The sequence below is a fragment of the Streptomyces sp. NBC_01255 genome (assembly GCF_036226445.1).
Taxonomy (GTDB): domain Bacteria; phylum Actinomycetota; class Actinomycetes; order Streptomycetales; family Streptomycetaceae; genus Streptomyces.
This window is the reverse complement of record NZ_CP108474.1, coordinates 3,173,840-3,185,436: the sequence shown is the minus strand read 5'-3', so window position 1 is coordinate 3,185,436 and position 11,597 is coordinate 3,173,840. Positions and strand designations below refer to the sequence as shown.

Here is an 11,597-nt window from a genome sequence, read left to right as displayed (position 1 = left end):
TTGGGCCACTAGCATCCGGATTCATGACCACTTCCAATGTCGTTTCCTCGGCGCGCAGCGCCTCTCCGCTGGGAACTCTCACGGTGATTCCGTGGTCCAGCGAACCCTCCGCCGATTCGGCGGGCACGCCGTTCCTCATGGCGTATTCGCTCGGCGACGGCCGGGACGGCCCGGAGGCCGGTCAGCAGGCGATGCGGACGGCCCTGGAGTCCATGAACCTCTCGGTCGGCGACCGGCTCTTCGACCTGGAGAAGGACGCCGGGATCAACGCGACGCTGCTCGTCGAGGGCGGCTCCGCCGTGCTCAACCTGCCCTTCCTCAAGGTGCAGTGCCCGGTGCCCGACGAGTGGGAGGCGGCCGCCCGCGAGCGCGGCCAGGTCTACCTCATCTGCTCCGTGCGCCCCTGGCCCGAGGCCGTCCCCGGGCAGCCGGTCGACGAGGCGCGGCTGCGTTCCTTCGTCTCCGACGAGGAGATGCTCGCGGAGTGCGCGCACGTCCTGATGCCGGTGCGGCGCCTCCAGGGCTGAGCGCGAGAGAACGGAAGGCGGTCGCGGCATGGCGACGGTGAACGTACGGGGCGGGATGCCCGGGCAGCGGCAGGAGGAGTCCGCGCGGGAGACCGCGGGGACGGGGCTCGGCGCGGGCCGGGCCTTCGCCTGGATGCTGATGGTCACGGGGGCGGCGGGCGTCCTGGCCGGCTGGGTGATCACGATCGACAAGTTCAAGCTCCTGGAGGACCCCGGCTTCCAGCCCGGGTGCAGCCTGAACCCGGTCGTCTCCTGCGGCAACATCATGAAGAGCGAGCAGGCGGCGGTCTTCGGCTTCCCCAACCCGATGCTCGGGCTCGTCACGTACGCCGTCGTCGTCGCCGCCGGTGCCGGGCTGCTCGCCGGGGCCCGCTACCGGGGCTGGTTCTGGCTCGGCCTGAACGCCGGGATGCTCTTCGGGGTCGGCTTCTGCACCTGGCTCATGTACCAGTCGCTGTACGAGATCAACTCGCTCTGCCTGTGGTGCTGCCTGGCCTGGGTCGCCACCATCGTCATGTTCTGGTACGTGACCTCGCACAACGTCCGGGCCGGGCTGCTGCCCGCCCCGGCCGGGGTGCGGACCTTCCTCGGCGAGTTCGCCTTCGCCCTGCCCGTCCTGCACATCGGGATCATCGGGATGCTGATCCTGACCCGCTGGTGGGAATTCTGGACGAGCTGACGTGAAACCCTCCCCCTGGATGTCCCGGCCGCGGGCCGCACTGATCGTGCTGCTCGCGGCCGTTCTCGTGTTCCTGCTGCCCTACGAGCGGCTCGCGCCCGGCGGGCGGCACACCGGAAGCCGGGCCCCGGTGACGCCGGAGCCGCTGCCGGGGGTGCCCTCCGGCTTTTTCACCGGCTCCGACGAGGCCGGGGTGCGGCGGATCGCGCAGGTGCAGGCCTGGCTTGGCGGCGAGACGCTGACCGTCGGGCACACGTACCTGCCCGGCGACCGCTGGTCCAACATCGAGGGGCATCCGGCGCTCTTCGGGCCCTGGGCGCGGTGGAAGGAGGAGCGGCCGGGACGGCTCTTCGTCCTGAACGTGCCGCTGCTCGACCGCAACGAGGCGGGGCTCCCGGACACGGAGGTGCGCACGGGGCTGCGGCAAGGGGCGGGCGGTGCCTTCGACGCGCACTTCCGGGTGCTGGGGGAGCGGCTCGTGGAGCACGGGCTCGGCGACGCGGTCCTGGTGCTCGGCTGGGAGATGAACGGCACCACGTACAGCCATCGCTGCGGCCCGGACCCGACGGCCTGGAAGGCGTACTGGCGGCGGGTCGTGGGGGTGCTGCGGGAGGTGGCGGGGCAGCGGTTCCGCTTCGACTTCACCCCGAGCCGGGGGCTCGACGCCGTGGCGTGGCCGCTCTGCTACCCGGGGGACGACGTCGTCGACATCATCGGGATGGACGCCTACGACCAGCCGGCCGGGCTCTCCTTCGAGGAGCAGGTGACCGAGGAGTACGGGCTCGAACACCACGTGCGGTTCGCGGCGGCGCACGGGAAGCCCGTCTCGTACCCGGAGTGGGGGCTCTTCAGGAACGGGGACAATCCGGTGTACGTGCGGGGGATGCTCGACTGGTTCGCGGCGCACCGGCCCGTCTACCAGACGGTGACGGACTACTGCCCGCACGGAGTGTGGGAGTGCGCGGACAATCCGGAGTCGGCGCGGATCGTCCGGGGCGCGCTGGGGGCGCCGGCCCGTCCGTGAAGTCGGGCCGGCGAGGTCCGTCAGGCGTGCTGGTAGGCCACCAGGGAGATGCCCACGTAGTGGGCGATGAAGGCGGCCAGGGTCAGCGAGTGGAAGACCTCGTGGAAGCCGAAATAGCGCGGGGACGGGTTAGGGCGCTTGATGCCGTAGATGACCCCGCCCGCGCTGTAGAGCAGTCCGCCGACGATCACCAGGACGAGGACGGCGATGCCGCCCGTGCGCATGAAATCGGGCAGGAAGAAGACGGCGGCCCAGCCCATCGCGATGTAGCAGGGCGTGTACAGCCAGCGGGGGGCGCCGACCCAGAAGACCCGGAAGGCGATCCCGGCGAGGGCCGCCGCCCAGATCGCCCACATGAGCGGCTTGGCCGTGGAGTCGGGGAGCAGCAGCAGGGTGAGCGGGGTGTAGGTGCCCGCGATGATCAGGAAGATGTTGGCGTGGTCGAGGCGCCGGAGGATCGCCTCGCCGCGCGGGCCCCAGGTGCCGCGGTGGTACAGCGCGCTGATGCCGAAGAGCAGGCAGGCGGTGAGGGCGAAGATTCCGCAGGCGATGCGGGCCCGGGGAGAGCCGGAGAAGGCGACCAGGACGAGACCGGCGACGATCACGGCGGGGAACATGCCCGCGTGCAGCCATCCTCTGAGCCTGGGCTTCGTCGGGAGCTCGATCGGGGTCACTTCCGGCGTGGCTGCAGTCATGACAACGAATCGTACCTACGCGCCCGTAGGTCCCGGATATGAGTGGCGATGCTCACGTGTGCGGCCCTCTGGACATATGGGCGCTAACATCGGATGATCAAATGAGTGCGGTCGGCACCGGATGAGCAGCTACGAAGCATCCGGGTCGCGGCCCCCACGGGGCATACACCAAAAAAACCCCTCAACAAGGAGCAATCGTGGCGCGCGACAACGCGGCTCCCACCACCGTCCCGACCCAGCACCAGGAGCTCGTCTCCTGGGTGAACGAGATCGCCGAGATCACCCAGCCGGACAACATCGTCTGGTGCGACGGGTCCGAGGCGGAGTACGAGCGCCTGTGCGAGGAGCTCGTCGCCAAGGGGACCTTCACGAAGCTCGACCCGGTCAAGCGCCCGAACTCGTACTACGCGGCCTCCGACCCCTCCGATGTCGCGCGCGTCGAGGACCGGACGTACATCTGCTCCGAGAAGGAGGAGGACGCGGGCCCGACCAACCACTGGAAGGCCCCGGCCGAGATGAAGGAGCTCTTCGCGGGCTCCGAGGGCATCTTCCGAGGCTCGATGCGCGGCCGCACCATGTACGTCGTGCCCTTCTGCATGGGCCCCGTCGGATCCCCGCTCTCCGCCATCGGCGTCGAGATCACGGACTCCGCGTACGTCGCCGTCTCCATGCGCACCATGACCCGCATGGGACAGGCCGTCCTGGACGAGCTCGGCACCGACGGCTTCTTCGTCAAGGCCGTGCACACGCTGGGCGCGCCGCTCGCCGAGGGCGAGGCCGACGTGCCGTGGCCCTGCAACACCACCAAGTACATCTCGCACTTCCCCGAGAGCCGCGAGATCTGGTCGTACGGCTCGGGCTACGGCGGCAACGCCCTGCTCGGAAAGAAGTGCTACGCGCTCCGCATCGCCTCCGTCATGGCGCGTGACGAGGGCTGGCTCGCCGAGCACATGCTGATCCTCAAGCTCACCCCGCCGCAGGGCGAGTCGAAGTACGTCGCCGCCGCGTTCCCGTCGGCCTGTGGCAAGACCAACCTCGCCATGCTGGAGCCCACGATCTCCGGCTGGACGGTCGAGACCATCGGCGACGACATCGCCTGGATGCGCTTCGGCGAGGACGGCCGCCTCTACGCGATCAACCCCGAGGCCGGCTTCTTCGGCGTCGCGCCCGGCACCGGCGAGCACACCAACGCCAACGCCATGAAGACCATGTGGGGCAACTCCGTCTTCACGAACGTCGCCCTCACGGACGACGGCGACGTGTGGTGGGAGGGGATGACCGAGACGGCCCCCGCGCACCTCACGGACTGGAAGGGCAACGACTGGACGCCCGCGTCCGAGACGCCGGCCGCCCACCCGAACGCCCGCTTCACCGTCCCGGCCGGGCAGTGCCCGATCATCGCGCCGGAGTGGGAGGACCCGAAGGGCGTGCCGATCTCGGCGATCCTCTTCGGCGGCCGCCGCGCCTCCGCCGTCCCGCTGGTGACCGAGTCCTTCGACTGGAACCACGGCGTCTTCCTCGGTGCGAACGTCGCCTCCGAGAAGACCGCCGCCGCCGAGGGCAAGGTCGGCGAGCTGCGCCGCGACCCCTTCGCCATGCTGCCGTTCTGCGGCTACAACATGGGCGACTACATGGCCCACTGGGTCAAGGTGGGTGCGAACGCCGACGCCGCGAAGCTGCCGAAGATCTACTACGTGAACTGGTTCCGCAAGAACGACGCGGGCAAGTTCGTCTGGCCCGGCTTCGGCGAGAACAGCCGTGTCCTGAAGTGGATCGTCGAGCGCCTGGAGGGCAAGGCCGAGGGCGTCGAGACCCCGATCGGCATCCTGCCGACCCCGGAGTCCCTCGACACCGAGGGCCTCGACCTGCCGGCCGAGGACCTGGAGTTCCTCCTCAAGGTCGACCGTGACGTGTGGCGCGAAGAGGCCGCCCTCGTCCCCGACCACCTGAACACCTTCGGCGACCACACGCCGAAGGAGCTGTGGGACCAGTACAACGCGCTCGTGGAGCGCCTGGGCTAGTCGCCCCTTCGAGACTCGTGGTGGGTTGCCCCGAAACACCGCCCTGACCAGTGGGGTCACGACGGCCCACCACGACGCAACCGGCCCCCGGAGCCCCCTCAGGCTCCGGGGGCCGGCGCATGTCCGGCGTACGGGGTCAGAGGATGACCTGGCTCGACTCGACGGTCGCGATGGCCCGGCGGCAGGCGTCCCGGAAGCCGCGGAAGCGCTCGTTGTCCCAGGTCTCGAGTCGGCCGCTCTTCCAGTCGAAGTCCGTGGCCTGGGGGCCGAAGAGGGACCTGCGCATGTCTTCGGTGATCTCCAGCTGGGCTCCGGCGCCGGTCGCCGTCCGGTTGCAGATGTTGTTCGTCACGCCGCCGGCGTAGTTCTTGAGGTTCTCCCGGTGCTCGGGGGCGAAGGCGTCGACCGCCGGGAAGCCGGCCTGGTTCAGCTCCTTCACGAGGGCCGCGCGGAAGGCCGCGTTGAGACCGCCGACGACGACCAGCTTCGGGTCGGCGGTCGAGGGCCAGATCGCCGTCTGCGGCATGTTCAGCTGGCTGTACTGGCAGCCGTGCAGGCTCAGCACGTTGAGGTGGCTCGCGGCGATGCCCACGGCGACGTGGTCGTCGCAGTTCACCGAACTGACGTGCAAGTCCCTGTTGTTCTCCGAGCGCATGCCCTCGAACATCCAGTAGTCGTGGAAGCCCTGGGTGACGTCCGCCAGCTCCACGTTCGCCGGGTCGTAGCCCGCGATCGCCAGGCAGAGTTCGGAGGTGCCCCGCTCGATCTGGCCGCCGTGGATGGCCATGATCGCCGTCTTCGGCGGCGCGGACGGCTTGGACAGGTACCTGTCGAGCTGCTCGTGGCGCTTGTACCGACGGCCGTAGTCCGTGCCCTCCGTGACCGGGTGCTCCGTGCTGGTGTAGAGGTCGGTGTTGCTGTCGTAGAGGTCGTTCTCGGTGCCGGCGTAGGCCGGTGCCGAGACGGCGAGTTGGCCGACGAGCGGGGCACCGACGGTGGCGGCTGCCAGGGCGGTCAGGATGGTGCGGCGGGACGCGGGGCGATCAGTGAGTGACATGTGCGGAACATAACCGATCAGTTGCCGCGTCCTTCCACGTACTCCGTGTGGATCTGCTGACGGATCGCTTCCGCTTCCTGGAGGGCGGTGGCGATCGCGGTCGCCTCCTCGTGGAGCGCGGCCAGCTGCCGTTCGAGGTGACTCTCAGGGGCCTCGGAGCCCGAGGTGAACCGCGACCACCACCGCGTCCGTACGAAGGTGTCGACGGCCTCCGGGATGTCCAGGCGGACCGCGCGGGCCAGGACGTGGAGGTGCTCCGGGTCGCTCACCCAGCCCGGTTCGAGCAGGGCCTCGATCAGGGTGCCGAGGGCGGTGAGCCGCTCGCGGGTGGCCGACGGCAGCTCCACCTCGGTCAGATACGCGCGCAGCTTGACGAAGTCGGCCCGAAGGGCGTCCAGTTGCTCGTCGGCGCTCGGGAAGTGCGGGGTGTCCGGGCGCTCGGGCGGGGCGATCAGCGCCCCCGCCCCGTACAGGCCCACGACCACCAGCGGCCACAGGGAGCCCGCGGCTCCGGTGAGGGTGAGGGCGAGACCGGCCAGGCCGGCGGCGCAGCCCGTCAGGTTCTTGCGGGACTCGGCGTACCGCAGGAGGCGGTTACTGGTAGCCACGGATCTCCTCGAAGGCGCCGTCCAGCGAACCCTGTCGGGCGTCGAAGAGCTTGCCGCCGGTCAGGCTCGCGATGTGGTCGAGCTCGCCGCGGTCGGAGTCCCCGAAGAGGATCGGGAAGACCGGGGTGCGCTGCTGCTCGGCGGGCAGGGAGCGGTAGAAGGTGTCGAAGGCGGAGGCCGGGTCGCCGTCGGTGTTCTCCCCGTCCGTCATGAGCACGATCGAGGTGAACGTGTCGCCGCCGGGGGATGCGCCGAGGAAGCGGTACGCCTCCTGGACGCTGGAGTAGATGGCGGTGCCGCCGGAGGCCGAGAGGTTCCGGGCGTCGGTCCCGATCGCGTCCTGCGCCGCCTTCGGCGAGGCCGGGTCGACCGTGTGTGTACGGACCTCGCCCTGCTTCACCGCGGAGCCGAAGGGCATCAGGGTGACCTCCTCCCGGTCCCGGAAGTCGCCCGTGAGCTCGGCGAGCGCCGTCTTGAGGCGTTCGAGGCGCTCGCCCGCCATGGAGCCGGACGTGTCGAGCACGTAGACCGTGCGGGAGGGCCTGCGCAGGGTGTTGTCGTACGCGTCGAGCAGCCCGTCGGCGACGGCCCGGCTGCCGGGGAACGGCAGCTCGCGCCGCTGGTCCTCGGCGAGCGCGGACGCCGGCGGGACGCCGAGGACGACCGGGCGGCGCAGGGTCGTGTCCGTGATCCGCCGCTGGGTCTCGGGGGTGCGCAGGTAGGTGGTGAGCCGGCCGGCCGCCTCCTTCGCCTCGGTGCGGGCGGAGGTGAGCAGGGTGAGCGGGTAGTCGGCGGTCACGACGCCGTCCGACGGGCGGATCACGGTGAGCTTCCCGGGCGCGGACAGCAGCACGGACTCGTAGTTGACGAGCGCGTCGACGTCGGCGCGACGGCCGTAGGCGGTCGCGAGCCAGCCGGAGGAGCCGGAGGTCAGCTTCTGGCCCGCGAAGAACTCCTTCAGCCGGGGAGTGGACCGGGTGACGTCCTGCTCGGTGAGCGCGGACTGGGCGCCGGAGAGCCCCGAGGCGACCGAGACCAGCGCGGAGAAACCGGAGTTGGAGCGCATCGGGTCCGTCATGCCGTACGTCAGCTTCTTCTCGGCGACCGCCTTGTGCAGCTGCGACCAGGTGACCTTGGCGGGGTCCCAGCCGAGGCGGGCGACCGCGGCGGGCCGGACCCCGAGGGCGACCGGCGAGGTCATGATCGGGGTCTCGCCGGTGATCCGCTTGGCGGTGTCCGGGCGGAGCCTGAGGTAGTCGTTGGAGGACAGCCAGATCGCGTCGTACGCCTTCTCCGCCTTGCCGGAGGCGATCTGCTCGACGGCGTCGAGGGTGCCGGCGTAGGTGGGGCGGACGGTGACGCCGGTCGCCTTGCGGGCCTCTTCCAGTACGGGGGCCATGTCGGCCAGCTCGGAGGAGGCGAGGACGCGGAGAGTGCCGGGGGCGTAGCTCGTGCCGTGCCGGTCCGGGGTCGGGCGGCTGCCCTGGCCGCCGGAGGAGCTGTTGTCGATGGTGGAGCAGGCGCCGCTGGTGGCCGTGACGAGCAGGGCGAGGGCGAGGCCGGCGAGGGTCCGGGTGAGGGTCCTTGGGCGACGGATGGTCTTCATGCGGGGCCGCCGCCTTCCAGGGCGCCGGTGCGGCGGCTGCGCTCCAGGTGGGAGCTCGCCTGCTGGAGCTCGGAGGTCAGGGACCGGACGGTCGCGGCCATCGACTCCGTGGCCTGGACCTTGTACGTGTCGATGGCGTCGAGGGTCGTGTAGATCTGCTGGAACGCCGTGCGGAGCGTCTCCGCGCCCACCGCCGGGTCCGCCGCGATCCGCTGGATCTCGCCGGCCTGCTCCGACAGCATCCCGGCGTTGGTGGCGATGAGGTTCTCCGTCGTCGACCGGAGCGCGTTGACCTGTTCGGTGACGTTCCGCTGGTGCTCCAGCGCGGTGGCGAGCATCACGGCGATCCGCAGCGCCGACAGGGTGGTCGTCGCCGCCCGGTCCACGCCCTTGATCAGCTCGGCGTTGTTCCGGCGGACCACGTCCATCGCCATGTACCCCTGGGCGCAGACGGCGAGTTGGGTCAGCAGGTCCTGGTGCTTCTGCCGGACCGGGAAGAGGACGTCGGCGCGCAGCGCGTCCGCCTGGGCCGGGTCCGGGGTGAGGGCGATCCGCTCCTCCACGGCCGCGTCGAGGGCCTCGGTGAGCACCGCGTACTCCTGGAGCTTGCCCATGGTCTCCCAGAGGCGGGCCCGCTCGGTCTGCAACGCCGCGTTGTCGCGCTCCAGTTCGTCCTGGCCACCGCGCAGTGCGCCGACGATCCGGTTCAGAGTGGCCTGCGAGGAGGCGTACTTGGCGACGTGGTCGCGCAGCTTGTTGCCGCCGGGGAGCTTGGAGAGGAGGCCCTTGAACCCCTTGGCGGGGGTGTCCCGGGGGTCCAGGTCCTCGACCGTGCGCCGGAGTTCGACGAGCGAGGCGCCGACCCGGGTCTGGGCGTCGCCGGCGGACGCGCCGGTGCCGAGCGAGCGGACCGTGCGGTCGAGCATCCGGTTCGACTGCTGGGTGGCGGAGCGCATCTCGCCCGCGCCGAGCGCCGTGATCTCGCCGATGCGGCCCGAGAACTCGGGGGAGCGCGGGTCGAGTCCGGAGAGCGATCCGACGTACTCGACGGCCCGCCGGGACATCTCGGTACGGGTGGACTCGTCCAGCGGGACGACGCCGGAGACCTGCTCGGCGCGGACGGGCGCCACCGGCTCCGGCGGGGTGAGGACGAGCGGGCTGTCGTTCCCGGGCGGTGTCAGGGCCATCGTTCTTCTCGGATCCTCGGGCGTGGTCATGCGGTGTCCCCCTGGTCGCGGGCCCGCAGCGCCATCTCGTGCAGCACCTTGCTGGTGGGCACGGGCGCCTGGCGGACGCCGGTCAGTGTCTGGTTGAGGTAGGCGGCGTGGTGTTCGGTGGCCGAGGTGAACTCGCTCGCCGCGCCCTGCGGCCGGAAGCCGTGGCGGACCGCGAGCTTGCGCAGTTCGGGGTCGGTGGCGAGGAGTTCGCCGAGCGCCCGGCCGTTCTCGGTGAGCGGGACGAGGGTGTGGTCGCTGTTGACGGTGGTGTCCGGGTAGAGGACGACGAGGTCGCCCATGGGCTTGCCCGCGAGGAGCTGGGCGGCGACCTGGGACTCGTACACCAGGACCAGGGGGTTGCCGACGCCGCTGATGAAGTCGCGGAACGGGGCGTCGGAGCCCGCCTGTTGGGCGCCCTGCACCTGGATCAGCTTGCGCATGAGCGGGGCGGTGCGGGTCACGGCGGCGGCGTCGCCCGCGACCTTGCCGCCGTCGGCGACGTAGCTCGCGGCCGCCAGGTAGAGGGCGCCGGAGTTGGAGGCGACCGGATCGGTGGAGGTGATGAAGAGGGTGCCGCTCAGCTCGGCGCGCCCGGCGGAGCCCTTGAGCTGCTGCCAGGTCCGGTCGGCGCGGGCGGCGGCCAGGTAGGCGTCCATCTTCAGGGTGCCGGTCGTCCCGCGCGGGCCGAGGGTCGCGAGGCCGTTGCCCGCGAGGACCCGGGCCGCCGCGCTGTGCGCGACGACGACGAGCGGCGAGTAGAAGGGCCGCAGCGGGGCGGTGGTCGCCTTGTCCTTCGTCTTCGCCTTCGCGCGGAGCCCGTCGGCGGGCCCCCTGGAGGACGGGAAGGCGAAGTCGTAGCCGTCGAGGGGCAGTTCGTCCATGTCCCAGGACCCGGAGGTCTCGGTGCCCACGGCGAAGCCCTTGGCGGCCAGCGCCTTCACGACCTGTGGGTCGGCGAAGAACTCGGCCTTCTCCGACCCGATGACTCCTCGCACGGTCTTCGTTGCCGTGCCTGTGTCCTTGTCGCCGCCCGTCACGAGGACGGCGGCCACGCCGCCGAGGAGCAGGGCGGCCAGGACGATTCCCAGGATGCGTCTCACGCGGGCAGCGTGCTCGCGGAAACCCACATTCCAGGGGGAGTTGGGTGTACGAGGGGTGAAGTACCGATCCCGGTACCGAACCGGAGCGGGATGTACCGTGAAGCCCGTCGAGCAGGGGGGTGAGGCGATGCCACGCTGGGCGGTCGTGATGCTGTGGGTGGTGGGCGCGCTCGTGGTGCTGGTGCCGGTCGGCGGCATCGGCGCGTACATCTACGCCGTGGGGGAGAACCACGAGAACATGCGGTTCCCGTCCGAGGACGTGACGGTGGCGCGGTGCGCCGTCGATCCGGTGTCCAAGCGGCCGGTGGCGGAACTGTCGGTCACCAGTCAGGCGGGCCGCAGGGGCAGCTACACGGTGACGGTGGAGTTCCAGGACGAGCGGGAGAAGGCCGTCGAGCGGGGCTTCGGGGTCGTCGAGGACCTCGCGGACGGGGGGACCGGCCGGACGGTGGTCATGGGTGCCGAGGCGTACGAACAGGGTGTGCCGCGGTGTGTCGTGTACGAGGCCGGCTTCAGGGCGACCGAGCCGACGGCCGGGGGCACCCCGTAGGGGTGTGGGTGGCGCCCGGTCCGCGCGGTTCGTGCCGCGCGGACCGGGGCCGTCAGGGGGCGCCGGCTGCGGCCAGGGTGGGTTCCCCGGCCAGTGCCGCGGTGTGCGCGTCCATGCGCCCGGCGGCGAGGATCGCGGCGGCCGTGTCGGCCCGGGAGGCGGCGACGACCAGGGCGCGGCCCGCGAGGGCGTGCGCCTTGCGGTGCAGCTCCCGCGCCGGCGAGCCGCTGAGGCCCGCGTGGCGGGCGGGCGGTGCGCCGCGCAGCCGCGCCACCTGACGGGCGATGAGCTCGCCCGCCTCCGTGTCGCCGAGCTCGTCGGTGACGGCGAGCAGGGCGGACAGGTGTCCGGCGAGCTGGATGTCCAGCTCCTCCTCGCGGGAGCGGTGCGGGTACGCGTGGTCGTCGTCGGCCATCCGGTGGACCGACTTGGTGCGGATCGGTTCGTACATGGGATGGCCTCCTGAGTGCTCTGAGAGCCATCCTAGCTTAGATTCGGTCTAAAGTTGAGCGA

At 71.1% G+C, this 11,597-nt stretch carries 12 protein-coding genes; 5 read left to right on the top strand and 7 right to left on the bottom strand.

From position 1 onward, the window contains the following. The first annotated feature begins 23 nt into the window (after nucleotides 1–23). The 3 genes from OG357_RS13930 to OG357_RS13920 are packed head-to-tail and all read left to right on the top strand — an operon-like array spanning nucleotide 24 to nucleotide 2,230. Nucleotides 24–527, top strand: a complete 504-nt coding sequence (locus OG357_RS13930) for a DUF5949 family protein (RefSeq protein ID WP_329621448.1) — start codon at nucleotides 24–26, stop codon at nucleotides 525–527. A 55-nt stretch (nucleotides 528–582) separates the two neighbouring features. Next, nucleotides 583–1,206, top strand: coding sequence for a vitamin K epoxide reductase family protein (locus OG357_RS13925; protein ID WP_329625587.1), 624 nt, complete (start codon nucleotides 583–585; stop codon nucleotides 1,204–1,206). Nucleotides 1,207–1,225: 19 nt separating this feature from the next. After that, nucleotides 1,226–2,230, top strand: coding sequence for a glycoside hydrolase family 26 protein (locus OG357_RS13920; protein ID WP_329621447.1), 1,005 nt, complete (start codon nucleotides 1,226–1,228; stop codon nucleotides 2,228–2,230). A gap of 20 nt (nucleotides 2,231–2,250) precedes the next feature. Here OG357_RS13920 and trhA read toward each other — a convergent pair whose 3' ends face one another. Further along, entirely contained in the window at nucleotides 2,251–2,925 is a 675-nt protein-coding gene (gene trhA, locus OG357_RS13915; RefSeq protein WP_329621446.1) for a PAQR family membrane homeostasis protein TrhA, read from the bottom strand. Between the two features lie 197 nt (nucleotides 2,926–3,122). On the opposite strand from trhA, the gene OG357_RS13910 reads away from it, so the two are divergent. Further along, nucleotides 3,123–4,946 carry a phosphoenolpyruvate carboxykinase (GTP) gene (locus tag OG357_RS13910; RefSeq protein ID WP_317598699.1) on the top strand — a complete coding sequence of 608 codons (1,824 nt, stop codon included), beginning with the start codon at nucleotides 3,123–3,125 and terminating at the stop codon, nucleotides 4,944–4,946. A gap of 136 nt (nucleotides 4,947–5,082) precedes the next feature. Here the strand turns inward: OG357_RS13910 and OG357_RS13905 are convergent, their stop codons facing one another. From OG357_RS13905 to OG357_RS13885, 5 genes are read right to left on the bottom strand one after another with little or no spacing between them, the layout of a single operon-like run. Further along, nucleotides 5,083–6,003 (bottom strand): poly-gamma-glutamate hydrolase family protein, encoded by a 921-nt coding sequence (locus OG357_RS13905; protein WP_329621445.1) that lies wholly within the window; start codon nucleotides 6,001–6,003, stop codon nucleotides 5,083–5,085. A 17-nt stretch (nucleotides 6,004–6,020) separates the two neighbouring features. Beyond that, nucleotides 6,021–6,611: a prefoldin domain-containing protein gene (locus OG357_RS13900; protein ID WP_329621444.1), complete on the bottom strand. Its 591-nt coding sequence runs from the start codon at nucleotides 6,609–6,611 to the stop codon at nucleotides 6,021–6,023. Next, nucleotides 6,598–8,217: a substrate-binding and vWA domain-containing protein gene (locus tag OG357_RS13895; RefSeq protein ID WP_329621443.1), complete on the bottom strand. Its 1,620-nt coding sequence runs from the start codon at nucleotides 8,215–8,217 to the stop codon at nucleotides 6,598–6,600. The genes OG357_RS13900 and OG357_RS13895 overlap by 14 nt, the downstream gene beginning before the upstream one ends. Continuing rightward, complete coding sequence (locus OG357_RS13890; protein ID WP_329621442.1) at nucleotides 8,214–9,434, bottom strand: toxic anion resistance protein; 1,221 nt, start codon at nucleotides 9,432–9,434, stop codon at nucleotides 8,214–8,216. The genes OG357_RS13895 and OG357_RS13890 overlap by 4 nt, the downstream gene beginning before the upstream one ends. After that, a complete protein-coding gene (locus OG357_RS13885; RefSeq protein ID WP_329621441.1) occupies nucleotides 9,431–10,561 on the bottom strand; it encodes a hypothetical protein in 1,131 nt (376 codons plus the stop codon). Before OG357_RS13885 ends, OG357_RS13890 begins: the two co-directional genes overlap by 4 nt. A 100-nt stretch (nucleotides 10,562–10,661) precedes the next feature. Between OG357_RS13885 and OG357_RS13880 the strand changes: the two genes are divergently transcribed. After that, the gene (locus OG357_RS13880) at nucleotides 10,662–11,084 is read left to right on the top strand and encodes a hypothetical protein (protein WP_329621440.1); all 423 of its coding nucleotides are present in this window, start codon (nucleotides 10,662–10,664) and stop codon (nucleotides 11,082–11,084) included. Nucleotides 11,085–11,136: 52 nt separating this feature from the next. Here OG357_RS13880 and OG357_RS13875 read toward each other — a convergent pair whose 3' ends face one another. After that, a complete protein-coding gene (locus OG357_RS13875) occupies nucleotides 11,137–11,535 on the bottom strand; it encodes an SCO4983 family protein (protein ID WP_329621439.1) in 399 nt (132 codons plus the stop codon). Between the last annotated feature and the right edge of the window lie 62 nt (nucleotides 11,536–11,597).